Source organism: Ruegeria sp. YTSA168, from assembly GCF_059610045.1.
Genome location: NZ_JBXWMW010000001.1, coordinates 538,378 through 563,483 on the forward strand (window position 1 = coordinate 538,378; position 25,106 = coordinate 563,483).

A 25,106-nucleotide genomic window follows, 5' to 3' on the forward strand; every position below is an offset into this window, starting at 1 on the left:
ATCAGGTGCGGGCCTGTGACAGGCTGGAATACAACCGATGGCGTGACCGCCCTTCTCGCTTGGCCTGATACAGGGCCAGATCGGCGGCGTGCAGAATATCCGCCGCCTTTACCGTTTCAAACTGCGTCGACAGCGCGGTTCCAATACTGACCGATATGCGACAAGCTTGCTGCTCGAACATCATCGGTTCATTCAGCCGCTTGATAAGACGGTCTGCTATGGATGACAGGATTTCTTCCTGTGTCAGCCCCTTGAAGATAATGACAAACTCATCACCTCCAACCCGCGCGACCGTGTCGTTCGACCGGGTTTCCTCGACCATGATACGAGCAGCCTGTTGTAGAACATAATCCCCGGCCGCGTGGCCCAAACGATCATTGACGGATTTGAAGAAATCCAAATCCAGATGCATCAACGCGAATGTCGAATTGGCCGAACTGAGCTGCGCAAGCATATGATCCATCGCGCGGCGGTTTTTCAGGCCCGTCAACGTATCCGTATAGGCCTGTTCCTCGGCGGCCAACATAGCCCCCTGCAACCGCAGGTTCAGCGAGCGCGACGCCTCCATCGCGGCGGATTTTGCCTCGACCAGATACAGCAATTCGATGGCCAGATCGGTGCCAGAGAAATCGGCGCTGGTCAGGGCATAGTCGCGCACCGCATCCAGGATCGAAATCCCAAAGGACAGGTTGATCACAGCACCGCCACCATCCGGCAGAGGGGCGACCAGTCCCTTCAGGGCGGTGCGCGGTTCATCATGGAACTTCAGGTGCAGCTTTGCACCCGCCATGGACATCAGCGCCGGAAGGGTCGTAACGGTCCGAGGCCGGATCAGTTGGAACACGTCCAGAAAGCTTTTGCCGATCATAGGCGTATCCGGCCGCAGCTTTTGCAATGTAGGCCCCGCCTGTTCGATAACACCCTGATCATCCAGCAGCATGAACATCGGACAAAGGGTTTCCAGAAGCTGCGCAAGATCCTGAGTTTTTGTCATCCGTTTCGCGCCCCCAGATCAAAGTGGCGCCCTTCTGCAAAAGCAGTCTCCACCAACATAATCGAAATGACCTCAGCGCTATCGTGTTGCCCGTCTTCCGACAGCATCACCAATGCGCCATAGTCATCCGCCATAGCGCGCAGCACTCCGACCATGACGCTGGCATAGCCCGGTAGACCGGGATGGCAGAGCAGTCGATATTCGGTCACCGAAATCTCTCGCAACTCCAGCGCAGGCAGCGTCAGGTCCGAGACGGCCAGGCGAACGCGGTCAGGTAAATCATCCAGAGAGTGTAGGAATTCGACGTAACTGACACCGCCAAATCGCAACAGACGTCGCAGCCCTTCCATATTGGGATGCGAGACCAGGTAGGTTCCGACATCTTCGAGTATTTCAAGTTGCGGACGGCCAAGTTCAGCGCTTAGCGCCTCCAGCACCCGAAACAGGACATCGTCTTCATAGGTCAGCATGGCCTCGAACTCGACAAAGCCCAGCCGCGCGACCTCGGTCACCCGCAGCCAGCACGATTGACCATAGGTCGCGCAAACAAAAGACTGGATCGCCCGATTTATCAGACCATGCATAAGATGCCCCATTTGGTTCCATCTCACTTTGGTCGGATAAATCTTAACAATTACCCAAAATCCACCGCCGGTTGCGGAGAATGCAACTGAGTATCAAAGCGATAGTTCTAAGGTTAGAAATCAGTCGGCGCCCCACCTTCGGCCTTACGACGAGCAACGAAATCGGCGAGTTCGTCCCGGATGCCATCGTCCAAAGCCGGGGGTTCGAAGCTGGTAATGATCTCTTTGAACATGTGATGCGCGCGTTCAGCCGTCCAGATGCCTCCGGCGACCTCCCAGCCTTCGTAGTTTTTCCAATCGCTGAGGAAGGGTTGATAAAACGCCGTGGTGTAGCGATCCTGGGTATGCTGGATGCCAAAGAAATGTCCGTCATTCCCAACCGAGCGAATGGCGTCCAGCGCAATCTCATCCGGGCCGGTCGCCACAAGTTGCGGATCCATATAGCGTTGAATTTGCTGTAGAACCTCACAATCCATGATGAATTTTTCGGGGCTGGCGATCAGCCCCCCTTCCAGCCAACCTGCCGCGTGATAGACCATGTTTGTGCCCGACTGCACAGCCGCCCAAAGGGAATTCGACGTCTCCCAAACCGATTGCCCATCCGGGACGTTGGCGGCGCAAACACCCGATGAGCGCATCGGCAGATTGTAATACCGGGCCATCTGCCCCGTCATCTGGGTTGAACGGATGTATTCCGGTGTCCCAAAAGCAGGTGCACCAGTTTTCATGTCGACATTGGATGTGAAAGTTCCAATCGCACAAGGCGTACCGGGGCGAACATATTGGAACAACGCAATCGCGCACAAAGCCTCGGCCAGTGACTGCGCCACCGCACCCGCCATCGTGACCGGGGCCATCGCTCCGGCCAAGGTAAAGGGCGTTACGACAATCGCCTGACCACGACGTGCCAGACGCAGGCACCCGTCGATCATCGGATGGTCGTGTTTCAGTGGCGAGGTCGAGTTGATGTTGGTGTACATCCGGGGGGTCGCCTCGAATTCTTCGTGGCTCAGCCCACCTGCGATCCGCACCATCTCCATCACATCTTCGACCCGCTCTTTACCCAGCGAATAGGCATGCATCGCCTTGTCCGTCATCGTCAGCTTGTCATAGAGCACATCCAGGTGCCGAACACTGGCATGGAGGTCGACCGGCTCAACCGGATACCCTCCGGCAAAGTGGATACAGTTGAAATACTGGGTTAGTTTCAGCAGATTTCGACACATTTCCCGATTGCCCGGAACCTTCTTCCCGATCTCCATATCCCAGTAGTTTGGAGGGGACGATACATTGCCAAACAGAAGGTTCTTGCCACCAATTTGAATTGTATGGTCAGGATTTCTGGGCGTGATCGAGAATTGGCTGGGGGCCTTGGCGATCATCTCCATGACGAAGTCACGGCCCATGCGCACGTTGTCACCATCAATTGTGCACCCGGCTTCACGCAGGATGCCGATGGCTTCTTCATTGTAGAACTCGATCCCGATTTCTTCGAGGATACGCATCGCCCCATCATGGATCGCTTCGACGCCCTCGGGACCCAAAGGTTCGGTCGGGCGGTCGATATTGACCGGCGGGTTCCATGGCATCTGATCAATCACGGCACTGCCACGACGAGCCGCTGCACCTGCGCGACCTCCGCCCCGACGTCTGCGGCTATTGGTGTCGTCCATCATCCACTCCTGCGTTGCTTGTTCATAAGCAAGCCCCGAAGATCGGACGTCAGCCGCTCTGTCTGCGACAGAATTTGTCGGTTTTTAATCCCGATGCGCCGAAACTCTCGTCGGAACCGTCAGCTTTGTGCCAGCCAGGCCGGGATATGCCCGATATCCGGCAAGACCACATCTGCCATGGGGGCCAGCGACTCGGTTGTGGCAACCCCGGTCAGAACGCCGATTGTCACCATACCAGCAGCCCGCCCGGCCTGCAGATCATGCAAACTGTCGCCCACCATGGCGATTCGCGATGGATCGATCCCCACATGCGCCGCAAAGGCCAGCAATTGGCCCGGCCCTGGCTTGTAGCCGTGGCCGCTGTCATAGCCAGCGACAAAATCAAAATGATCCTGTATTCCGACAGACGCCAGATGCTGCATGGCCGGATGCTCGCTGTCATTTGTGGCCACCCCAAGTTTCAGGCCCGATTGCCGCAGGCCGTCAAGAAACGGCTTAAGCGGCACCGCAGGGGATTGTGTGGCAGCGGCGGCTTCGACATTCATGACGTCGATGAGCCCGCCCAGGCTGAAGCCATTGACATGAGGCAGCATGAATTCCGCAATCTCTTCGACGGTTGAGGCAATCACGATGCTGTCTTCAACATATCGACCTTCTGCCAGATCATAGCCGATCACATCCCCCAGCGCAGCCGCCCGCGTTTCATCATTGTCGGTCAGACGCATCACCAGAGATCGCCCAAACGCCCCCCAGGTATTGGCGAAATCGAACAAAGTACCGTCTTTGTCGAAGACAATGGCGTCAATTGGCATCAGATGCTCCTGCAGAGATGGGATCAGGTCCAGTGGATTTCACCACCCGCAAGCGCAGCGCGCGCCTGGGCGGGATGGTCATAGGGAATTGAATGCGCGTCACAAAACGCCACGATCCACGAATCATCCATGAGCAGGAAATCCAGCACCGACGTCAGAAAGGCCGGATCGCCCGCACTGGCACGCAAATCCTCGGATGCAGCGCCGGTTGAGCCCAGAAAGATGGGCAAAAGCTCCTCATTTCCGACCAGCCACCCCAGGGCGGTCAGGGCCAGAGTTTCGGCGGAATCGGCGGAAAGTGACATGAACAGGCCCTGAAAACGATCTTGGAAAGGGTTTGTTAACCAGACTCATAAACACTTTGTTGACGCATGCAATCAATGGGTGAGCAACAATGTCCGTGCAGGGAACCATCCTTGTCCTCGACGGGGTATCAACCAACCGCATCATGCTGAAGGTTCAGCTGACGGCGGCCTGGTACCATGTGGTACAGGGGGAACGGCTTAAGGGTCTAGGGGCGCTCTTGCGGCGGACCCGGCCTGATCTGGTGCTCACTGCACAATCCTTGCCGGACGGGACCGCGGCAGATGTTAAGAAACGGATTCTAAGCGAACCTGACCTGGGCGATGTGCCGGTGATTGCCCTTGCCCCACAGAATGACAAAGCCGCCCGCCTGCGCGCGCTAGAGGACGGCCTGGATGATGTTATGACCCATCCGTTCAAGGACACCCTGCTACTGGCCCGCGTTCGCAGCCTGTTACGCGCGCGCGCGGATACGCAGGATCTGCGCGTTAATCACGGGACGCAGAGCATCGGATTTGCGGAAGAAGCGAGCGCCTTCATTACACCTTTCAAACAAGCGCGGGTTGATATCCTGTCCCTGACCGCTCAAACCGGCGCTTCGTGGTGCAAAGACCTTTCTGATAAGTCACCGCATTCCGTTGCCTGGCACACGCAATCAAGTTTGCAGACGCTCTTGTCCGGACCACCCTCTGACGCAATTATCATTGAACTGGATACCAACCCATCGGGGCTGAACATCCTGGCTGATCTCAGATCACGCAGTGCGACGCGTCATACGGTTCTGATCGGCGTTCTGACCGACAAGAACGCGGCCATGGCATCCGATGCGCTGGATCGCGGGGCAGATGCCGTTTGCCTCGGAGGGTATTGCGCGCAGGAGATTCAGCTGCGACTTGCCAATCAGTTGGCTCGCAAAACCCGCATTGACCAAATGCGCGCCTCTTTGAAACGCGGGATTGCGGATTCGTGGATCGATCCTCTGACCGGCTTGCACAACCGCCGCTACGGGATGCACGCGATGGCGCAAATGGCGCGCCAATGTTCCAAATCCGGGCGCGGGTTTGTCGTGATGCTGGCCGATCTTGATCATTTCAAAACCATTAATGACCGTTTTGGCCATGCCAGCGGTGATTTGGTACTGACGCAGGCTGCCGAGCGTATGCAGCAGGTGCTGGGCGACGCAGGCTTTGTCGCCCGTATCGGCGGCGAGGAATTCATGATCGGCGCATCAAACATGTCGCGCGCCCGCGCGCTTAAGCTTGCCGAAGCCCTGTGCGACAGTATCTGCGACCGGCCCTTTCACCTGCCCGACCACAAGCACCCGGTCTCAGTCACGATCAGCATCGGCCTTAAACATGCGTTGCCGGCAGACCTGTCCGGGGGCACACAGCCCGAACCTGTGGACAGGCTTCTGAAATCGGCGGACAAAGCGCTGTATGCTGCAAAGAAGGCTGGGCGGAACCAGGTCCGGATCAGGCAAAGCGCGGCCTAGCCTCCCCTCTTTTTATCCTTCTGGCCGCGCGCGACCACCTCTTGCAGGCGATCGGCGTATTTCTGACGTTCGGCATCCGTCATCGCAGCCACACGGGCCAGCCAGCGAGTTTTCAGCTCGTCCTGAATTTCAACCATCGAGCGGGTCTGTTGCTGCAGTAGAACCTCAACCGCAGCCGGGTCAAACGGAACAGCCCGCAAGGCTTGCGACATGGTGGCGAAATCCTCGGCCCGATCCTTGGCACCCTTCCTGTGCAGCACAGACAGTTCCCGCCACATGGCATTGCGCTCGCCTTTCGGCAATGCGCGATACAGAGCAGGCCCAAAGCCCGGCGGCGCCTTGGCGTGATCGCTTCCTTTCAAGCGCCAGGCGGTTCCTGCGGCCATTCCAATGACCAACAAATTCAAGGCCAGCGAGATGACCAGAACAATCGGCATCCAACGCCACTTTGGTTTGGCTTTCGCGTTCATTCCGAAGCCTCCAGAAAACTTGTGTCAAATCCCAGATCCGAGACCAGATAGGCCGTATCCTGCCCCCCAAGAAAGCTGGCCGGATCAGGCAGAAATGCAGGGGCTGAAAATCCGATCCAAACCCCGGCGGCACTTGCGGCAATCAGGCCGCCCAAGCCCTGCCATCCGCCAAGCTGGCCCGTGATTCGAGACCAGAGGTCTTGTGTCGGCCTCGACTGGTTCGAAAGGCGTTCAAGCCGAACCGCTTCGGCGTCAGTCTGTATCCGCACAACCAGATCATCCGGCAACGCATCCCGGCGCTGTCGGGCCTCGGCGAACAGATGATCCAGTTCCATATCCTTATCAGCCATTCTTGTACCCCAGTTCATCTCGTCGTTCGGCCAGAAGCGTGGCCAGACTGCGTTTCCCCCGCGCGGTCAGACTTTCAACCGCTTCTACCGAAATCTCCATGATCCCGGCAATCTCGGGGTTGGATAATTCCTCGATATGGCGCAGCACGACTGCTTGCCGCTGTCGATCTGGCAACATATCCAAAGCTGCCTGCAACGCATCCTTGCGCGCCGCGTCTTGCATTTGATCGACAACATCGACTTTGTCATCCTCTGGCTCCGGCACATCTGACAACGGCTCAGGTCGTTTCTTGCGCCGAAGATCTGTGCACAGGTTCAGCGTCACCCGATAGAGCCATGTAGAAACCTTGGCCTGGCCGGGCACCCAATCGGGCGCCATCTGCCACAGTCGCATCATCGCATCCTGCGTGACATCCTCAGCCTCCGCCCGGTTTCCCAACACCCGCAACGCGACCGAATAGGAGCGCGGGCCAAGCCGGTTGGTCAAAATCCGCGCCGCGCCCGCATCGCCATCAGCAAAGCGCCTTAGCAACGCATCGTCGCCAAGCTCGGTTGCGGCGGACGTGCCACCGCAACCGGTCTGGGAGTGGGAGGTCAGATCCTCCATCCCGCATCAGCTATCGTCGGCGTCCGCTTTCTGGCGCTTCTTGTGATGTCGGCCCATTTTGTCTTTTGCATCGGCAAATTCCTGTTCCGAGATGCTGCCGCTGTCATCGGCGTCGATCCGGTCAAACATCTTGTCAGCCCGGCGCGGTTTCGGCAACTCATCATCGCTCAGAAAACCATCCCCGTTCGCATCATGCTTTTCGAACATCTTGGCAACCCGGTCGCTGGCTTTTTGCTGCGCTGCGGCCTGCATTTCATCGACGCTCAGTTGACCATCGCCATCGGTATCAGCGGTTGCAAACCGTGCGTTGCGATGGGCCGTCATTTCATCCTTGGTGATCTGACCGTCCCCGTTTGCATCCAGTTCCTGAAACGAGGGCGGCTGACGATCCTTGGGGCCTGCCGCCAGGGTTGATGTACCGGTGATCGCGACCGCCGCGAGAACAATCCCAGAGATGAATTTTGAGTTTTTCATAGGTCTTTCCCCTTGTTGACGCGGCCTCATTGCCGCTGCTCATACCTATTCAAACGTCCCCCGCAGGTATTTCCGTCGCTTCGATCAAATTTTTTTGTGTCCGATCCGAAAAAAAGCGCATCGACGCAAAGCGACGCACCCCCCTTTTAACTCGCACCATTCGGGCGCAATATCTGCAAAAGGCGAACGCGTGAGTATTGCTATGGACCAAACAATCGACAAATCGACCGAAACCGCAGATGAGCGCGAGACTTGGCCCGCGCTGGTCAAAGGGTTTCGCTGCAAGTGCCCCAAATGCGGTGAAGGCAAGCTGCTGCACAGCTATCTGAAAGTGAATGACCACTGCGAAAACTGCGGGCAAGAGCTGTTTCATCACCGCGCCGATGACGGCCCGGCCTATCTGACGATTCTGCTGGTTGGTCACCTGCTGGCACCTGTTCTGCATGTCTCGTATGTGCATTGGCGACCGGATCCCTGGACCATGGCGATCAGCCTCTCGATCGCTTGTGTGGCGCTGTCCTTGTACCTGTTGCCCCGGCTGAAAGGGGCTGTTGTGGCCTATCAATGGGCCCGTCGTATGAACGGGTTTGAAAAGGCCTGATGCCTCCCACCGCCGGAACCACCCACGCATGAGCATCGACAAGACCGCGATACGAGACGCCGCAACGGTCATCGTGTTGCGCGACAGGCTGTCTGATCCGTCGATTCTGATGGGGCAGCGCGGCAAGAATGCGGTGTTCATGCCGAACAAGTTCGTGTTTCCAGGTGGTGCGGTTGATCCGGCGGACGCCGACATCCCGCTTTCAGATGCCCTGCCCGCCCTCTGCCATGATCGCCTGGCCGAGCATTCCGAACCGGGCATGCAATCGGCACTGGCCGCCGCAGCGATCCGCGAGCTGTGGGAAGAAACCGGGCTGATCCTTGGTCGACCCGGCAAATGGCAAGGAGAGATCCCAGCAGACTGGTCCGGTTTTGCCAGGTCAGGTTTCCTGCCAACGGCCAATGCGTTGCAGTTTGTGTTTCGCGCCGTCACCCCACCAGGTCGGCCCCGCAGGTTCGATGCGCGGTTCTTTCTGGTGGATGCGGATCAGATCCAAGGAGATCTGGACGATTTTAGCCGTGCCTCCGATGAGCTGTCGCATCTGCAATGGGTCAAACTCAACCGCGCCCGCGATCTGGATCTGCCCTTCATAACCGAGGTCGTGTTGGCCGAAATCGAAACCCGTGTCGCGGACCCCAGCCCGCCAGCATCTGTGCCATTCTACAGCAACAATGACGAGGCGAGCCTGTTTTTTCGTCTGAGAGGCGTTCCAATGCCAGATGTCGACTGACGCCCGTCTTACTTCATTCGGCTGATCACAACGGTTACTTCGGGCTTTTTGCCGATATCGGTTTTTGCCGTCTGGCGCACGATCCGACGCATCGCCTCTTCTAGCTTATCGTCATCTCGCAAAGTCCCGGCCTCGGCCCGCATCAGGAACTGGTTCAGGTCTTCTTCCAGCACCTCGACCAGCGCCGCGCGTGATGTTCCAATCTCAGGCAGACCCATGGTATCGCACCAGGGCTCACCCAGCGGTTCGCCCTCTTCATCCAGTATGACGGTCACTGTCACATGGCCATTCAACGCCATCCGGATACGATCACGTACGATCCCATCCAGCGCCCCGATTTTGACGGAGCCATCCAGATAGGTGCGTCCAGTTTCAATATAGTCCACGACCTTTGGTGCATTGCCCGTCAGGTCCAGCATGGTTCCGTTTACCGCCAGAACGCCTGTCCGCCCGCCAGCTTCGGCCAACTTCGCATGTTCGCGTAGATGGCGGTGTTCCCCATGCATTGGAACTACGAATTGTGGATCAACCAACGCATGCACCTTTTCAAGATCAGGCCGGTTGGCGTGACCCGAGACGTGATAGAGCCCCGAGCTGTCATCCACCACATCAACGCCCTTTTCGCTGAGCTGGTTCATGATGAAAATCACGCCACGCTCATTGCCGGGGATAGTCTTGGACGAAAACAGGAACAAATCGCCCTCTTTCAACTCGATCCCGCGATACTTGCCACGTGCCAGCTGCGCACTGGCGGCGCGGCGTTCGCCCTGACTGCCGGTCACGATCAGCATCAGATTCTGGCGCGGCAGGTCCACCGCTTCTTCGGCGCTGATCACTTTGGGAAAGTCTGAAAGAATGCCGGTTTCTGTCGCCGCTTCGATCATCCGACGCATGGCGCGGCCCAGCAAAACAACCGAACGCCCGGCCCTCTGCCCCGCCTCGGCCAGCGTCTTCACCCGCGCCACGTTCGACGCAAAGGTGGTTGCGACCACCATGCTTTCGGCGCTTTCGACCAGCTTGGTGATCTCGGGTCCGACCTCGGATTCCGAGCGCCCGGCATGGGTTGAAAACACATTGGTGCTGTCACAAACCAGCGCCTTCACGCCCGATTTGGCGACTTCGGCCCACAGGTCCGGATCAAACGGCTCGCCGACCACCGGGTTCGCATCCAGTTTGAAATCGCCCGAATGCACGATCCGACCCGCAGGTGTATCGATCACCAGTGCAGCGCTTTCGGGGATCGAATGAGAGACAGGCAGGAACCCAACCGTGAAGGGACCGACCGACACTTGCTCAGGCCACGCCGAAGCCGTGTGCACGGCGTCCTCGGGGTGGCCGTGCTCCTCCATCTTGCGACGGGCGATATTGGCGGTGAAAGCGCGCGCATAGATCGGCGCTCCCAGCGCCTCATAGCAATGCGCAACGGCCCCTACGTGATCTTCATGCGCATGGGTGACGAACACGGCCTCAAGCCGGTCGGCTCGGTCCCGCAACCACGAGATATCGGCATGGATCAGATCCACCCCCGGTGTGGTGTCCATATCCGGGAAGGTCACACCCAGATCGACCAGGATCAAGCGTTCCTTGCCCGGCTCGCCATAGCCATACACATAGGCGTTCATGCCAATTTCGCCGGCCCCGCCCAACGGCAGGTAGATCAGTCTTTCGCTGCTCATGTCGAGCCATTTTCCTTGTTATAGCGATGGATCACGGTCAGGCCGTGCATCGTCAGATCATCTTCGATTGCGTCGAACCCCACGTCGGCCTGATCGAACAAGGGCGCTAGCCCTCCGGTTCCAACGACTTTCATCGGCATTCCGTATTCGGTCTTGATACGGGCGATCAGCCCCTCGATCAGACCGGAGTATCCCCAATACACGCCCGATTGGATACAGCCAACCGTATTCGTACCAATCACCTTGTCCGGGCGCGTGATGTCAATATGCGGCAGGGCTGCAGCGCCCTGGTGCAGGGCCTCAAGGCTGAGGTTCACACCCGGTGCAATGATGCCCCCAACATAGGCGCCATCAGCGGCCACAACATCGAAATTGGTGGCCGTGCCGAAATCCACGACAACAACATTGCCGCCATGGCGGTCAAACGCACCAACGGCATTGGCCAGGCGGTCCGGCCCCGGGACCGTACCTTCGTCAATACGCGGCGGCACCGGTAACAAGCAATCGGGTTTGCCAACAACCAGCGGACGACAGCCAAAGAACCGATCCGCAAAGATACGCAGGTTGAAGACAACACGCGGCACAGTCGAGGCGATGATCACATCGCTGATCTCGGCCTCGATGCCATAATGTTTCACCAGCGTCGAATACCAGGTAAAATAGGCGTCAGCGGTACGCGAATGATGGGTCGAGGTACGCAGCGTGCACAGGAATTTCTCGCCGTCCCAGATTGAGAACACAGTGTTCGTATTACCGCAGTCGATGGCCAGAAGCATCTGAGCCCCCTTCAGAAAAACACGTCCGCCGCGGGAATGCTGACGCGGCCTTTCGCGGTGTTTAGGACAAGGTTGCCCCCCGCGTCTACCGTTTCAAAGGTGCCCACGGTTTCGGACGTCGCGGTACGGGCCGTGATGACCTCACCCAGGCGGGCCGCGCGGGACAGCCATGCGGTGCGGATGGGCTCGAACCCATAGGACATAAATTGCGCCTCAAAACGCGCAAATGCGGCGGCAAGTTCGGTCAGGAAATCTTCGGGCGAAACCTGCGCTCCGGTCTCGGACAAAAGCGAGACGGGGCGCACCGCGCCGGGCTCGACCATATCCGCACCCGGAGCATCCACAAGGTTTACGCCAATCCCAATCGACAGATGCTCGACACAGCGCCCCTGCCCTGTGCTTTCCAGCAGGATACCGGCCAGTTTGCCCCCGTTCAGCAACACGTCATTGGGCCATTTCAATGCCAGGCCGGCCGCACGACCAGTAACCGCAACACAGGCATCAAACAGCGCCAACGCGGCCACAAAGCTTCGCAATGCGGCCTGTTCGGGTTCACCACCAGGGCTCATCAGCAGCGTCGTCGCCAGATTACCTTTTGGGTGCGTCCAAGCCCGACCCCGCCTACCGCGCGCGGCGGTTTGGTGATGCGCCATGATCCAAACAGGCCCCTGAGCTTGCGGCGCCAGACGGGCCGCCTCGTTCAGGGTACTGTCGACCTCCTGCACAATGTGCAGGCCATATCCATCTGGCCAACTGCTCATGTCAAAAAGGCCCGATCATGCGACCGAGCCCTTTCACGCTTAAGCGGAGCGGATCAGTTGACAAGCGTCGCCGCAGCGGCAGCCGCTGCACCCTCAACCCCGAACTGGTAGAACACGCCCACCAGCATCAAAGCGGCCGAGCCCATCAGCGCCACCCATAGAACAGGCGTCGAATGCGTCTCAATCGGTTCTTCGTTTTCCTCGCCAAAATACATGTAGAACACGATCCTCAGATAATAAAACGCCCCGATGACCGAGGCGATCGCCGAAACGATAACCAAACCGGTCAGACCCGCGCTGACACCCGCTTGCCAAACACCGAATTTGGCGAAGAAGCCCAGCATCGGCGGCACGCCCGCAAGGCTGAACATCAGGATCAAAACCGCCAGTGCCTTGCCGGGCTCGCGTTTGGAATACTGGCGCAGAGCATCAATATCTGTGACCGGTTTTCCGTCCCGCTCCATCATTAGGATGAAAGCAAAAGTGCCGATATTCATGGTCACGTAGATGGCCAGATACATCAGCATAGCCTTGATGCCCAGCTCAGTCCCTGCGGCCAGACCGATCAACGCATAGCCCATATGGGCGATCGACGAAAACGCCATCAGACGTTTGATGTCGCGCTGACCTATGGCCGCGACTGCACCCAACAGCATTGACAGAACGGACAGCAGCACGATCACCTGCTGCCAATCCTTCACAATGCCGCCAAAGGCATCATGCAACAGGCGCGCGAACAGTGCCATGGCGGCCACTTTGGGCGCGGTGGCGAAGAAGGCGGTGATCGGGGTCGGAGAGCCCTCGTACACATCCGGGGTCCACATATGGAACGGCACGGCAGAGACTTTGAAGGCCAGCCCCGAGATCAGGAAGATCAGACCGAACAGCAAACCGATTGAGACCTCTCCGGCCTGTACGGTTCCGATGATGCCCGAGAACAAGGTTGTTCCGGTGAAACCGTAAACCAGCGACGCACCATACAGCAGCAGGCCTGAGCTGAGCGCGCCCAGAACGAAGTATTTCAAACCTGCCTCGGTTGACTTCGCACTGTCGCGGCGCAGTGCGGCTACGACGTAGAGCGCCAGAGACTGCAGCTCCAAACCCATATACAGCGACATCAGATCGCCTGCGCTGACCATCATCATCATGCCAACAGCGGCCAATGCGACCAGCAATGGGTATTCGAACCGCAGCAGGTCGCGGCGGGCCATGTAGTCCTGGCTCATGACCAGAACAGCAGCGGCAGAGAGCAGGATCGCAACCTTGGCAAAGCGCGAGAACCCATCGTCGATGAACATGCCGTTGAAGGCGACATTCGTACCGTCCCCATTGGTGGCAATCCAGAAGGACAGCAGCGCCATCAGGCCCGCTGTTGTCCAGACCAGAACCGGAGCCAGCCCGTCTTTGGTGGTGTAGACGGCCCCGATCAAAGCAGCCATCGCATACACGGCCAGAACAATTTCCGGCAGGATTATTGTCAGATCAGCCTGGATCATGTCTCCAAAGCTCCCTTAATGCGAGGCGGCCGACTGGGTCGCGGCCTCTGCCGCGGCCAGAGCCGTGTCATAGTTCGAAATCAGCGCGGCGGTGGATTGCCCGATCACATCGGTCACCAGCGATGGGTAGACGCCCAACAGGATGGTCATGATGATCAGCGGAGCAAAGATCAACCGCTCGCGCGAGCTCATGTCGGTCATCGCCTTCAGGCTTTCCTTAATCAGATCGCCGAAGACCACCCGACGGTAGAGCCAAAGCGCATATCCGGCCGAGAGTATCACGCCGGTCGCCGCCACTGCGGTCACCCAGGTGTTGACCTGGAAAGCGCCCATCAGGGTCAGGAATTCTCCGATGAACCCGGACGTGCCCGGCAAGCCGACATTCGCCATGGTGAACAGCATGAAGACCAGCGCATAGGCGGGCATGCGGATGACCAAGCCCCCGTAAGCCTCGATGTCACGGGTATGCATCCGGTCATAGATCACGCCAACACACAGGAAGAGCGCGGCCGAGATGAACCCGTGGCTGAGCATCTGGAAGATCGCGCCATCGATACCCTGCTGGTTCGCCGCAAAGATGCCCATGGTCACAAAGCCCATATGCGCGACCGAAGAATAGGCGATCAGCTTCTTCATATCCTCCTGCACCAGCGCCACAAGCGAGGTGTAAACAACCGCGATGGCTGACATCCAGAGCACCAGATCGGTCATCACAGCCGATCCAATCGGGAACATCGGCAGGCTGAACCGCAGGAAGCCATAGCCGCCCATCTTCAATAGGATCGCCGCCAGAACGACCGAGCCCGCTGTCGGGGCCTGCACGTGTGCATCCGGCAACCATGTGTGCACCGGCCACATCGGCATCTTCACCGCGAAGGAGGCGAAGAACGCCAGGAACATCAGCGTCTGCATACCGCCGACGATATAGACACCCAGCACACTGAACCCATCGGACGAGAACTGATGGGTCATCAGCGCCTCGATATCCGTGGTGCCTGCGTCTGCGTACATGGCAACCATCGCCACCAGCATCAGCACCGAGCCGAGGAAGGTGTAAAGGAAGAACTTGAAGCTGGCGTAGACCCGGTTCGCACCGCCCCAGATGCCAATGATCAGGAACATCGGGATCAGGCCAGCCTCGAAGAACAGGTAGAACAGCACCAGATCCAGCGCCATGAACACGCCCAGCATCAGCGTTTCCAGCAGCAGGAATGCGACCATGTATTCCTTGACGCGGTCGGTCACGTTCCAACTGGCCAGAATGGTCAACGGCATGATGAAGGTGGTCAGTAGAACGAACAGAACGCTGATCCCGTCGACACCCATCTTGTATTTCAGGCCCATCAGCCATTCACCCTCTTCCACCATCTGGAAGCCGGTATTCGAGGGATCAAAGCCGGTGTAGATGCCAATGGATACAAGGAAGGTTACGGTCGTCGCGAGTAGGGCGATCCACTTGGCATTCCGTTGTGCCGCCGCATCATCGCCATGCAGAAACAGCGCCAGAATGCCAGCTGCAATCGCCGGGATGAAGGTAACGATGGAAAGGATATTGTCCATTACTGCTGCCCTCCGCCGATCGACATCCAGGTCACAAGGGCCGCGATGCCCAGCACCATCCAGAAGGCATAGGTAAAGATATACCCGGTCTGCGCTTTGCCTGCGAGGCGGGTGAAGAAGGGAACAACACCCATTGCTACTCCGTTCAGGAAGCCATCGATTGTGTTGCCGTCGCCGCGCCTCCACAGGAAGCGGCCAATGGCGATGGTGGGTTTGACGAAGATCGCGTTGTAGATTTCGTCAAAGTACCATTTGTTCAACAGGAACAGGTACAGCGGGCGCTGGTTTGCGGCCAGTCGGGCTGGCAGCGTGGTGTTCACGATGTAGAACCAATAGGCCACGACAAAGCCCAGCAGCATCGCCACGAAGGGCGAGACCTTGACCCATTTCGGAACTGCATGGGCATCGTCCAGCACCGTGTTGTCGGGCGCGATGTACAACGCACCCTCACCCGGCTCACCCGCAAACACATAGTGATGGTCACCATGATCATCTTTCTTGCCATGACCCGCATCGTCGCCATGTGAGTCGTCAGCATGTGCATCGTCGGCGTGACCCTCATCTGCGTGGGCGTCGCCATGCGCTGAGGCCTCAGCCACCGGAATGCCGTAGAACTTGCCCACCTTATCGGTGTGGCCGAAGAAGTTGTTATACCAGAGCATCCCGGCAAAAACCGCGCCCAGCGACAGAACGCCCAGAGGCACCAGCATGACCATCGGGCTTTCATGCGCATGATCATGCGTATGTTTGTCCCCACGCGGTGCGCCGTAGAAGGTCAGGAAGATCAGACGCCAGCTGTAGAACGAGGTGAAGACCGCCGCGATCACCAGCATCCAGAATGCGTATCCTGTGCCGCCAGCAAAGGCGCTTTCGATGATGGCGTCTTTTGACAAGAACCCGGCGAAACCAAAGGTCGTTAGCGGAATACCAACACCGGTGATGGCCAGCGTGCCGATCATCATCGCCCAGAATGTATAGGGAATCTTCTTCCGCAGACCACCGTATTCCGTCATCTCTTGCTCATGATGCATTGCGTGGATCACAGAACCCGCGCCAAGGAACAACAGCGCCTTGAAGAACGCATGCGTCAGCAGGTGGAACATCGCCGCCGAGTACATGCCGACGCCTGCGGCCACGAACATGTAACCCAGCTGCGAACAGGTCGAATAGGCGATGACGCGTTTGATATCAGTCTGAACCAATCCCACGGTCGCCGCAAAAAACGCGGTCGAGGCCCCGAGGAAAGTGATGAACGCAGTTGCACCCGGTGCGAACTCCATCAGCGGCGACATGCGGCAGACCAGGAAGACGCCAGCTGTGACCATGGTTGCGGCGTGGATCAGGGCCGATACAGGGGTCGGGCCTTCCATTGCGTCCGGCAACCAGGTGTGGAGGATCAACTGCGCCGACTTGCCCATCGCGCCGATGAACAGCAGCACGCAGATCACCTCAATCGCGTTCCATTCACCCCAGAGGAAGGTCAGTTGCGTTTCGGCCAGTGTCGGGGCCGAGGCGAAAACGTCCGAGAAATTGATACTGTCGGTCAGGAAGAAGATCGCGAAGATCCCCAGCGCAAAGCCGAAATCTCCCACCCGGTTGACGATAAACGCCTTCATGGCCGCCGCATTGGCGCTGGACTTGCGGTAATAAAAACCGATCAGCAGATACGAGGCGACGCCCACGCCCTCCCAACCAAAGAACATCTGCACGAGGTTATCGGCTGTCACCAGCATCAGCATCGCGAAGGTGAAGAAGGAGAGATAGGCAAAGAAACGCGGCTTGTAGCTCTCGCCCTCACGCCATTGCGGATCGTGATCCATGTAACCGAAGGAATACAGATGCACGAGCGCCGATACGGTCGTCACCACGATCAGCATAATCGCGGTCAGGCGGTCCAGACGGATCGCCCAGCTTGTCGACAGCGAGCCGCTTTCGATCCAGCGCAGAATCTCGATTTGCTGGGTCTGGCCGTCGAAGGTCAGGAAGACAATCCAACTCAGCAGACAGGCCAGAAACAGCAGGCCCGTGGCGGTCCACATGGCGGCTTTCTCGCCGATGAACTTCCAGCCGAACCCGCAGAGCAGCGCACCCACCAGCGGGGCAAAGAGGATGGTGGTTTCCATAGTTCTCTTAGCCCTTCATCATATTAACGTCTTCAACCGCGATGGTGCCACGGTTGCGGAAGAAGCAGACCAGAATGGCCAGACCAATCGCCGCCTCGGCCGCCGCAACGGTCAGCACGAACAGCGTAAACACCTGCCCGACCAGATCGCCGAGGAAGCTGGAAAACGCCACAAGGTTGATATTCACCGCCAGCAGCATCAACTCGATGCTCATCAGCAGGATGATGACGTTCTTGCGGTTCAGGAAGAGACCGAAGATGCCGATGACGAACAGCGTCGCCGCGACCGTAAGATAGTGTTCAAGTCCGATCATAGCTTCGCTCCTGGCGAGTCGGGGTAGTAAAGTTTGCAGCCGCAGCTAGCTTTTGGCCTACGAGTTAACGGAAAGTCCTTGAACTGCTCGGCAATAGTTCCAGACCTAGAAATTATTCCATTCTGGTCCGCTGCCTTAGTCAGTTGCGACAATGTTGAAGACTGAGACATTTGTAGAAGACCGTCCGCTCCATCAAAACACTCAACGGTGCTGGAAGGGATAGTCAGGACAGGCCCACCACAAGTTGTTCCAAAAAAAGTTACAACTTCCCCAGTCTCACAGTCGGCGACCCAAATCTCTTCATCTTTGCCGCATCCCAAACCGGTAAGCTTTTGTGCAACTAGTGAATCCCCAAATGCGGTGACAGGCCCACCTTCCTTAGTCAATCTCCAATTACCCGCGTTTTCAAACCGGCAATAGTCGCCAGTGGTCATCGGAGCGCGTCCTAACGCATCTCTAAACCAGTTTGGAAGTCCGCACTCCGCCATTGCGCTCCCCGCACAAAGCACCAGCGCAAGACTCAATATTGTGGTTGGTACTCTCACAACCCCTGCCCCGGTTTCACATCCTTCAACTCCATCGCTTTGGCCGGGTCGCGCATCATCTGGCCGATGATGTCCTGACGCTTGATGTCCTGACGGTGGCGCAGGGTCAGCACGATGGCGCCGATCATCGCCACCAGCAGGATCAGGCCCGCCAGCTGGAACAGAAGGAAGTATTGATCATAAAGGATGACACCCAGCGCCTCGGTGTTGTGGCGATCCGCCGGGACCGGCTGCGCCAGATTGGCCGCCGCGCCCTGCGCGCTGTCCCATGCGCCGAAGGCCATGACGAACTGCATCAGGATGACCAGACCGATCAGCAGGGCCAGCGGCATATAGCGCGCCATCTCGGCCTTGAGCTCGGCAAAGTCCACGTCCAACATCATCACCACGAACAGGAACAGAACCGCGACCGCGCCCACATAGACGATGATCAGCAGCATCGCCACGAACTCGGCCCCCAGCAGCACGAACAGCCCCGCCGCGGACAGGAAGGACAGGATCAGCCACAGCACCGAGTGCACCGGCTGGCGGCTGATCACTGTGAACAGCCCGCCGGTGATGGCGCTGATGGCAAACAGATAGAAGGCAAAGACGGTCATTGATCCTCATCCTCGTTGTCGCCCATGACCTCTTGCGCCAGATCCAGCGCGCGGGTCATGGCCGGGATGCCGGCAAAGACCGACATCTGACCGATCGTTTCCACGATCTCTTGTTTCTTGGCACCCGCCTCCAGTGCGTGGCGCACGGTCTGACGCACGGCCGCATCCGCCTGAGCGCCCTGGCAGGTCAGCCCGGCCAGCGTCAGCAGCAGGCGGGTCTTGGCATCCAGCCCGTCTTTGTTGACGGTGTTGCCGAACATCATCTCCATGACCTCTTTCGGCATGGTCGGCCACAGCGCCTCGAACCCCTTGGGCGAGAAATTCTCCATCGCCGGGTTCATCGCCTTGGCCATGTCCTGAGCCTGCTTCATCATCAGCTCGAACGGATTTGTCGGAGCGTCAGTCATCTGTCGCCTCTTCCGCCTCAAACACTTCGATCGCTGCGTTCATTGCATTGATCATCGCCGGAAATCCACCGTAGAGTGTCATCTGAAAGATAATCTCGCTGATCTCCTCGCGCGACGCGCCCACGGCGCGCGCGCTAGCGATATTGACCTTGAGCTGCGGTCGGGTCTGCCCGCCAAGTGCAGTCAGCGCTGCGATAGTAGCCAACAATCGGGTCTTTTCGTCTACCACTCCGCGATCATAGAATTGGCCATAGGCCACATCCACAACCGTGCGCGAAAGGCCCGGTACCAGCGCATCATAGCGGGCGCGCAGAGCGTCCTCCATGCCGGGATTGACCTGTTCGGACAACGCCTTTCCGCGCGCGTAGGTGCTGGTCTGTGGATCAGTCAAGGTCATCGGTATGGCGCGTCCATTTCCAGATTGCGGGCGATCTCGGCTTCCCAGCGTTCGCCGTTGTCCAGCAGTTTTTCCTTGTCGTAGAACAGCTCTTCACGGGTTTCAGTGGCGAATTCGAAGTTCGGGCCTTCGACGATGGCATCGACCGGGCAGGCCTCTTGGCAGAAGCCGCAATAGATGCACTTGGTCATGTCGATGTCATAGCGCGTGGTGCGGCGGGAGCCATCCTCGCGCGGTTCGGCATCAATGGTGATGGCCTGCGCCGGGCAGATCGCCTCGCACAGTTTGCAGGCGATGCAGCGTTCTTCGCCATTTGGATAGCGGCGCAGGGCGTGTTCACCGCGAAAACGCGGAGACAGAGGGCCCTTTTCGTGCGGGTAGTTCACGGTGGCCTTGGGGGCGAAGAAGTACTTCATTCCGAGTTTGAAGCCGACCCAGAAGTCTTGCAGCAGGAAGTATTTGGCGGCGCGAGTATAGTCGATTTGTGTCATATCAGCCTCCTACGCTCCAGCGGGCAAACGCGCCCCAGAACCAGTCGAACTTCGCCGCAAAGGCCACGAACACCACCCAAGCCAGCGAGAAGGGCAGGAAAACTTTCCAGCCCAGCCGCATCAGCTGGTCATAGCGGTAGCGCGGCGTGATTGCCTTGACCATCGCGAAGAGGAAGAAGAAGAACGCCATTTTGGCGACCATCCACAGCACGCCATCGGGCAGGCCCGGGATCGGCGACAACCAGCCGCCAAAGAACAGCAGCGTAGTCAGGGCGCACATCAGGAAGATGGCGATGTATTCTCCAGCCATGAACAGCAGGAAAGGCGTGGCCGAGTATTCGACCTGATAGCCTGCAACCAGTTCCGATTCCGCCTCGGGCAAGTCGAATGGCGGGCGGTTGGTTTCGGCCAGCGCCGAGATGAAGAATAGGAAGACCATCGGGAAATGCGGCAGCCAATACCAGCTGAAGAAGCCGAAGGAACCATCTTGCGCACGGACGATATCGCCAAAGTTCATTGACCCGGTTGAGATGATGATGCCGATAATGATCAGGCCAATTGAAACTTCATAAGAAATCATCTGCGCGGCAGAGCGGAGTGAGCCAAGGAACGGATACTTTGAGTTCGACGCCCAACCACCCATGATCACGCCATAAACCTCTAACGAGGAGACGGCGAAAACATACAGAATGGCGACGTTGATATCCGACAGGACCCAGCCATCGTTGAACGGGATCACCGCCCAGGCGATCATGGCCAGCACGAAGGACGTGAGTGGTGCAAGGATGAATACCGTTCGATCCGCCCCCGCCGGGATCACGACCTCTTTCACCACATATTTCAGCGCATCCGCCACCGTTTGCAGCAGGCCATAAGCCCCTACTACGTTAGGGCCTCGGCGCATTTGGACGGCGGCCCAAATCTTGCGGTCGCCATAGACAAGGAACAACAGCGAGATCATCACAAAGGCCACAACCGCAAGCACTTGGGCCAGGATGATCAGGGCGATGCCGCCTGGGGTGTTAAAGAAGTCAGCCATTGGTCCTCACACCGTGGGTCGTCGGGGATATGTCAGCGGTTCGGATCATTCTGCGGCGATCCTGTCGGTTTTTAGAGCTTTGGCTTGCGCCGAAAGCTCGGCCATCAGTTGCGAGGCGCGGGCGATGGGGTTGGTCAGGTAGAAATCCTTGACCGCATTGCGGAATGTCGCGTCGCCCAATGCGCCAGCCTCAAGCGGCTGCACCTCGTTTTCGATCACTTCGTCGATGCGGGCCAGATGTGGAACCGCCTCGATCAAGGCCGTTCGCAACTGTGCCAGTGAATCGTAGGGCAGCGTTGCGCCCAATTCTGCGGAAAGAGCCCGCAGGATGGCCCAGTTCTCCTTGGCGTCGCCCGGTGCGAACCCGGCGCGCATCGCCAGTTGTGGGCGGCCTTCGGTGTTCACGAACAGACCGTTTTCTTCGGTATAGGCCGCGCCCGGCAGGATCACATCGGCACGATGCGCGCCCCGGTCGCCGTGGCTGCCTTGGTAGATCACAAAAGCACCGTCGCTGATTTCAATTTCATCCGCGCCGAGGTTATAGATGACATCCGCCGCGCTGATCGCCTCCATGCCGCCTTCATTGGTGGCATCCACATCCATCGCACCGACGCGCGCGGCTGCGGTGTGTAGAAGAATCAAACCGCTTTCCGTATTCGCGGCAATGGCTTGCGCTGCGGCCAAAACAGCGGCGCCATCCGCTTCTTGCAGCGCGCCCTGCCCGACAATGACCAAAGAGCGCTTGGCCCTAATCTGGTCATCGCCGCCCATGTCGGCAACTTTTTGCAACGCCGCGCGATCATCGCCCACATGGTGATATTCATAGGTCAGATCAACAGCCGAGCCGACCAGCGCCACATCGGCCCCATGCGCCCAGGCCTTGCGGATACGGGCGTTCAGAACCGGGGCTTCATCGCGAGGGTTCGTGCCAATCAGCAGAATGCGTTCAGCGGTGTCGATATCTTCAATCTTGGCCGTTCCGGCATAGGCACCGCGATTGCCCGCAGGCAGTTTGGTCCCATCGGTGCGGCATTCGACAACGCCACCCTGCCCTTCGATCATCTGTTTCAGGGCGAATACGGCCTCAACCGGGGCCAAGTCGCCGATGATACCGGCAGGTTTGTCAGCCCCCTTGAGCGCCTCAGCCGCCTTGGTCAGCGCCTCGGGCCAGGACGCAGGCCGCAGCTTGCCGTTTTCACGGATATAAGGCGTATCCAGACGCTGACGGCGCAGACCATCCCAGACGAACCGCGTCTTGTCACTGATCCATTCCTCGTTCACGCCATCATGGTTGCGCGGCAAAAAGCGCATTACTTCTCGGCCCTTGGTGTCCACGCGAATGTTCGAGCCCAGAGCGTCCATTACGTCGATACTCTCGGTCTTGGTCAGCTCCCAAGGACGGGCCGTAAAGGCATAAGGCTTCGAGGTCAGTGCCCCAACCGGGCAAAGATCGATGATATTGCCCTGAAGGTTCGATTCCAGCGTCTGGTTCAGATAAGAGGTGATTTCGGCATCTTCCCCGCGCCCGGTCTGACCCATCTGGGTGATCCCGGCGACCTCGGTCGTGAAGCGCACACAGCGGGTGCAGCTGATGCAACGTGTCATCGCGGTGCCGACCAGCGGCCCCAGATCCAAATCATCCACCGCCCGCTTCGCTTCCTTGAAGCGCGAACCCGATACGCCATAGGCCATGGCCTGATCTTGCAGGTCGCACTCGCCGCCTTGGTCACAGATCGGACAGTCCAGAGGGTGGTTGATCAGCAGGAACTCCATCACCCCTTCGCGCGCCTTCTTGACCATCGGCGAGTTGGTCTTGACCACCGGTGGCTGCCCTTCCGGACCGGGGCGCAGATCGCGCACCTGCATCGCACAAGAGGCCGCAGGTTTCGGCGGTCCGCCGACAACCTCGACCAGGCACATGCGGCAGTTCCCGGCAATTGACAGACGCTCGTGATAGCAAAAGCGCGGCACCTCGACCCCGGCTTGTTCACAAGCCTGGATCAGGGTCATCGCGCCATCGACTTCGATTTCTTGGCCGTCGATATTGATCTTGCGGAGGTCAGACATTGTGACGTTACCCTTTCAGGAATGTGCCAATGGCAGAGCCTTTGGCGATCTCGCGTCGGCCCGCCGAACACATGGTTTCCGGCACACCGATGACGATCCCGTTGCTTTGGATGTACCGGATTGCATCGTCCTGAATCCGTTTCCGAGGCAGATTTTGTTCAAGATATTTAAAGTCGCTTTCCTGATACCCTTCGGCTTCAAGATCGTCAGCCACCGCTTTCATGCTGTTCGCGATCTGTGGCCGGTTCATCGACAATGAAGGGCATCCGATTGAGATTTGTTCGGCCATCGCATTGGCGAAGGCAACATTGTACAGGTTTTCCGGCATTTCGGTGCGGAACGGCGCACGTGCGGCCGCCACCTCAGGCGACTCGCTGGCGGTGGTCTGACATCCCGCCACAACAAGCAGAAGCAATCCGCCGAGAAGAGTTTTTTGCACTGCCCTGAAACGCATCGTCAATTCGCCCTCAGATAGACGCCGATGGCGCTGTTTCTTTGAATTTCGGACTGCCCCAGTGCGCAAAATGAGTTCGGTGTGTCATAAGACACTCCGTTTTGCGCCAGATAGGCCTCGCCCTTGGCACGCATCCGGTCTTTTTCCGAGTCCGATTCCACATAGGCGCGGATTTCCTTGTCGGAATATCCTAATTTGTGGGCTTTGGACCGCAGCCCCCACATCACATTGATCGCCTTGAGACGTCGACCGCTGATCGAAGGGCAATATTCAGAAATCTCATTTGCGATGGCGATATAGTACAGCTCGTTGTCGATCTCATGAACATCGCGCAGGGGAGGTTTGGCTTCGGCTGCGATTGGTAATGTCAACAGAACGGCCAGACCTAAGGATTTTGCTACAGACATGTTCTTTCCTTTTGTTTTGGGTTCCCCAAAACAAAGGCCTGACGGTCTGCTATGCGATAGCAAACCCCTAATCATGCGCTGATATGCAAAAACACAGATCATGGTCGCTGGCATGTTCCTGCAAAAGAAAGCTTGTCGTCGCTGATCTGAAGCTGATCCGGTTCGGTATCAGGCCCGACCTTCCATTCGATACGGGAGGAGCCGAATTGCTCGATACAGTACTTCGTGCCCTCATAGCGCCCGGCTTCACGCGCGCCGTTCAAGGACTGGGAGACGCCGTTCACGACAACGGTAAAATCAGTCGGGGCCTTCTTCTTGTCTACAGGTTTGGCCTTGGCACGAAAGAAATTGCCTTCGAACTGAACCCGATCACTTGACTTTGTGATCGTACCACAGGCCGACACAAGCGCTAAGGCTGCAATAACAACGCAGGTACCTGAACGAATGCGCCCAACCGTCGACCAGTTCACTTTATCCTTGCTCCTCATCAAAACGCCGCCGCCAAAGCCATGACCCCAATCACAAACATGCAGGCCCAGCTCAGCACATAAAAGATCGAACGGATGCCCGAATTTGGCTTACCAGTTCCGCGAATATGGACAACCAGCATCGCCAACCGCGCAACCAGAGCGACCGAAGCCAACAGGTTCACCCAAAACGGGCTCACCCCCAGCAAAATCGCGGCAATTGTTACCGCGACGAAAGCAGGCAGCGTTTCTGTTCCGTTCAGATAGGCCCGGTTCAGGCGATAGGCCCGGTCGGCATAGTCCTGATCAGGCGTCGCACCTGGTGCCAACCCTTTGCTTTGTTTGGCCATCGCCGTGAGGGGCGACAACAACAACACGACCAGTGTGAAAATCACAACCGAAGCAACAGCATGAGAGTAATCTGCAAATAGGTCCATA

Annotated in this window: 29 protein-coding genes; 3 read left to right on the forward strand and 26 right to left on the reverse strand. The window is 58.1% G+C overall.

Going from position 1 to position 25,106, the window contains the following annotated elements; all coding sequences use genetic code 11:
* Window position 1: 1 nt before the first annotated feature.
* The 5 genes from AC2FFE_RS02710 to AC2FFE_RS02730 all read right to left on the reverse strand — a co-directional run bounded on the left by AC2FFE_RS02710 (window position 2) and on the right by AC2FFE_RS02730 (window position 4,368).
* Entirely contained in the window at window positions 2-994 is a 993-nt protein-coding gene (locus AC2FFE_RS02710; RefSeq protein WP_496845770.1) for a GGDEF domain-containing protein, read from the reverse strand.
* Entirely contained in the window at window positions 991-1,578 is a 588-nt protein-coding gene (locus AC2FFE_RS02715; protein WP_496845771.1) for a heme NO-binding domain-containing protein, read from the reverse strand. Before AC2FFE_RS02715 ends, AC2FFE_RS02710 begins: the two co-directional genes overlap by 4 nt.
* A 113-nt stretch (window positions 1,579-1,691) precedes the next feature.
* A complete protein-coding gene (locus AC2FFE_RS02720; RefSeq protein WP_496845772.1) occupies window positions 1,692-3,251 on the reverse strand; it encodes a trimethylamine methyltransferase family protein in 1,560 nt (519 codons plus the stop codon).
* A gap of 119 nt (window positions 3,252-3,370) precedes the next feature.
* Window positions 3,371-4,063 (reverse strand): HAD family hydrolase, encoded by a 693-nt coding sequence (locus tag AC2FFE_RS02725; protein WP_496819272.1) that lies wholly within the window; start codon window positions 4,061-4,063, stop codon window positions 3,371-3,373.
* A gap of 23 nt (window positions 4,064-4,086) precedes the next feature.
* Complete coding sequence (locus AC2FFE_RS02730; protein ID WP_496819273.1) at window positions 4,087-4,368, reverse strand: DUF3572 domain-containing protein; 282 nt, start codon at window positions 4,366-4,368, stop codon at window positions 4,087-4,089.
* 89 nt (window positions 4,369-4,457) lie between these two features.
* On the opposite strand from AC2FFE_RS02730, the gene AC2FFE_RS02735 reads away from it, so the two are divergent.
* Window positions 4,458-5,858, forward strand: a complete 1,401-nt coding sequence (locus AC2FFE_RS02735; protein ID WP_496819274.1) for a diguanylate cyclase — start codon at window positions 4,458-4,460, stop codon at window positions 5,856-5,858.
* Here AC2FFE_RS02735 and AC2FFE_RS02740 read toward each other — a convergent pair.
* Genes AC2FFE_RS02740 through AC2FFE_RS02755 form a run of 4 tightly spaced genes read right to left on the reverse strand, consistent with a single transcriptional unit; the run spans window position 5,855 to window position 7,759 of the window.
* Complete coding sequence (locus tag AC2FFE_RS02740; protein ID WP_496819275.1) at window positions 5,855-6,328, reverse strand: periplasmic heavy metal sensor; 474 nt, start codon at window positions 6,326-6,328, stop codon at window positions 5,855-5,857. The two genes, AC2FFE_RS02735 and AC2FFE_RS02740, sit on opposite strands and share 4 nt — an antisense overlap.
* Complete coding sequence (locus AC2FFE_RS02745) at window positions 6,325-6,678, reverse strand: hypothetical protein (protein WP_496845773.1); 354 nt, start codon at window positions 6,676-6,678, stop codon at window positions 6,325-6,327. The genes AC2FFE_RS02740 and AC2FFE_RS02745 overlap by 4 nt, the downstream gene beginning before the upstream one ends.
* Window positions 6,671-7,285, reverse strand: coding sequence for an RNA polymerase sigma factor (locus tag AC2FFE_RS02750; protein ID WP_496845774.1), 615 nt, complete (start codon window positions 7,283-7,285; stop codon window positions 6,671-6,673). The genes AC2FFE_RS02745 and AC2FFE_RS02750 overlap by 8 nt, the downstream gene beginning before the upstream one ends.
* Window positions 7,286-7,291: 6 nt before the next feature.
* Window positions 7,292-7,759 carry an EF-hand domain-containing protein gene (locus AC2FFE_RS02755; protein ID WP_496819278.1) on the reverse strand — a complete coding sequence of 156 codons (468 nt, stop codon included), beginning with the start codon at window positions 7,757-7,759 and terminating at the stop codon, window positions 7,292-7,294.
* Window positions 7,760-7,961: 202 nt separating this feature from the next.
* On the opposite strand from AC2FFE_RS02755, the gene AC2FFE_RS02760 reads away from it, so the two are divergent.
* Window positions 7,962-8,360, forward strand: a complete 399-nt coding sequence (locus AC2FFE_RS02760; protein WP_496819279.1) for a DUF983 domain-containing protein — start codon at window positions 7,962-7,964, stop codon at window positions 8,358-8,360.
* A 28-nt stretch (window positions 8,361-8,388) separates the two neighbouring features.
* Complete coding sequence (locus AC2FFE_RS02765; RefSeq protein WP_496845775.1) at window positions 8,389-9,090, forward strand: NUDIX hydrolase; 702 nt, start codon at window positions 8,389-8,391, stop codon at window positions 9,088-9,090.
* 8 nt (window positions 9,091-9,098) lie between these two features.
* Here the strand turns inward: AC2FFE_RS02765 and AC2FFE_RS02770 are convergent, their stop codons facing one another.
* From AC2FFE_RS02770 to AC2FFE_RS02850, 17 genes are all read right to left on the reverse strand, one after another.
* Window positions 9,099-10,766 carry a ribonuclease J gene (locus tag AC2FFE_RS02770; protein ID WP_496845776.1) on the reverse strand — a complete coding sequence of 556 codons (1,668 nt, stop codon included), beginning with the start codon at window positions 10,764-10,766 and terminating at the stop codon, window positions 9,099-9,101.
* Window positions 10,763-11,542 (reverse strand): type III pantothenate kinase, encoded by a 780-nt coding sequence (locus AC2FFE_RS02775; RefSeq protein ID WP_480547779.1) that lies wholly within the window; start codon window positions 11,540-11,542, stop codon window positions 10,763-10,765. The genes AC2FFE_RS02770 and AC2FFE_RS02775 overlap by 4 nt, the downstream gene beginning before the upstream one ends.
* Before the next feature lie 11 nt (window positions 11,543-11,553).
* Window positions 11,554-12,303 (reverse strand): biotin--[acetyl-CoA-carboxylase] ligase, encoded by a 750-nt coding sequence (locus AC2FFE_RS02780; protein ID WP_496819283.1) that lies wholly within the window; start codon window positions 12,301-12,303, stop codon window positions 11,554-11,556.
* 53 nt (window positions 12,304-12,356) lie between these two features.
* On the reverse strand, window positions 12,357-13,799 hold the full coding sequence (nuoN, locus tag AC2FFE_RS02785) for an NADH-quinone oxidoreductase subunit NuoN (RefSeq protein WP_496819284.1): 1,443 nt from the start codon (window positions 13,797-13,799) through the stop codon (window positions 12,357-12,359).
* Between the two features lie 15 nt (window positions 13,800-13,814).
* Window positions 13,815-15,359 (reverse strand): NADH-quinone oxidoreductase subunit M, encoded by a 1,545-nt coding sequence (locus AC2FFE_RS02790; RefSeq protein ID WP_496845777.1) that lies wholly within the window; start codon window positions 15,357-15,359, stop codon window positions 13,815-13,817.
* The gene (gene nuoL / locus AC2FFE_RS02795) at window positions 15,359-17,482 is read right to left on the reverse strand and encodes an NADH-quinone oxidoreductase subunit L (protein ID WP_496819286.1); all 2,124 of its coding nucleotides are present in this window, start codon (window positions 17,480-17,482) and stop codon (window positions 15,359-15,361) included. The genes AC2FFE_RS02790 and nuoL overlap by 1 nt, the downstream gene beginning before the upstream one ends.
* 7 nt (window positions 17,483-17,489) lie before the next feature.
* On the reverse strand, window positions 17,490-17,795 hold the full coding sequence (nuoK, locus tag AC2FFE_RS02800; RefSeq protein ID WP_005984024.1) for an NADH-quinone oxidoreductase subunit NuoK: 306 nt from the start codon (window positions 17,793-17,795) through the stop codon (window positions 17,490-17,492).
* A 541-nt stretch (window positions 17,796-18,336) separates the two neighbouring features.
* Window positions 18,337-18,939, reverse strand: coding sequence for an NADH-quinone oxidoreductase subunit J (locus AC2FFE_RS02805; RefSeq protein WP_039534292.1), 603 nt, complete (start codon window positions 18,937-18,939; stop codon window positions 18,337-18,339).
* Window positions 18,936-19,346 (reverse strand): carboxymuconolactone decarboxylase family protein, encoded by a 411-nt coding sequence (locus tag AC2FFE_RS02810; protein ID WP_496845778.1) that lies wholly within the window; start codon window positions 19,344-19,346, stop codon window positions 18,936-18,938. The genes AC2FFE_RS02805 and AC2FFE_RS02810 overlap by 4 nt, the downstream gene beginning before the upstream one ends.
* Window positions 19,339-19,743, reverse strand: coding sequence for a carboxymuconolactone decarboxylase family protein (locus AC2FFE_RS02815; protein ID WP_496845779.1), 405 nt, complete (start codon window positions 19,741-19,743; stop codon window positions 19,339-19,341). Before AC2FFE_RS02815 ends, AC2FFE_RS02810 begins: the two co-directional genes overlap by 8 nt.
* Window positions 19,740-20,234, reverse strand: coding sequence for an NADH-quinone oxidoreductase subunit NuoI (gene nuoI, locus AC2FFE_RS02820; protein ID WP_353008116.1), 495 nt, complete (start codon window positions 20,232-20,234; stop codon window positions 19,740-19,742). Before nuoI ends, AC2FFE_RS02815 begins: the two co-directional genes overlap by 4 nt.
* 1 nt (window position 20,235) lies before the next feature.
* Window positions 20,236-21,273, reverse strand: coding sequence for an NADH-quinone oxidoreductase subunit NuoH (gene nuoH, locus AC2FFE_RS02825; protein ID WP_496845780.1), 1,038 nt, complete (start codon window positions 21,271-21,273; stop codon window positions 20,236-20,238).
* A 45-nt stretch (window positions 21,274-21,318) separates the two neighbouring features.
* Window positions 21,319-23,340 carry an NADH-quinone oxidoreductase subunit NuoG gene (nuoG, locus tag AC2FFE_RS02830; RefSeq protein ID WP_496845781.1) on the reverse strand — a complete coding sequence of 674 codons (2,022 nt, stop codon included), beginning with the start codon at window positions 23,338-23,340 and terminating at the stop codon, window positions 21,319-21,321.
* A 7-nt stretch (window positions 23,341-23,347) separates the two neighbouring features.
* Complete coding sequence (locus tag AC2FFE_RS02835; protein WP_496819292.1) at window positions 23,348-23,779, reverse strand: DUF5333 family protein; 432 nt, start codon at window positions 23,777-23,779, stop codon at window positions 23,348-23,350.
* Window positions 23,780-23,796: 17 nt separating this feature from the next.
* Window positions 23,797-24,201 (reverse strand): DUF5333 domain-containing protein, encoded by a 405-nt coding sequence (locus tag AC2FFE_RS02840; protein WP_480827639.1) that lies wholly within the window; start codon window positions 24,199-24,201, stop codon window positions 23,797-23,799.
* A 98-nt stretch (window positions 24,202-24,299) separates the two neighbouring features.
* Complete coding sequence (locus tag AC2FFE_RS02845; protein WP_496819293.1) at window positions 24,300-24,689, reverse strand: hypothetical protein; 390 nt, start codon at window positions 24,687-24,689, stop codon at window positions 24,300-24,302.
* Window positions 24,689-25,105 carry an MAPEG family protein gene (locus tag AC2FFE_RS02850; RefSeq protein WP_496819294.1) on the reverse strand — a complete coding sequence of 139 codons (417 nt, stop codon included), beginning with the start codon at window positions 25,103-25,105 and terminating at the stop codon, window positions 24,689-24,691. Before AC2FFE_RS02850 ends, AC2FFE_RS02845 begins: the two co-directional genes overlap by 1 nt.
* Between the last annotated feature and the right edge of the window lies 1 nt (window position 25,106).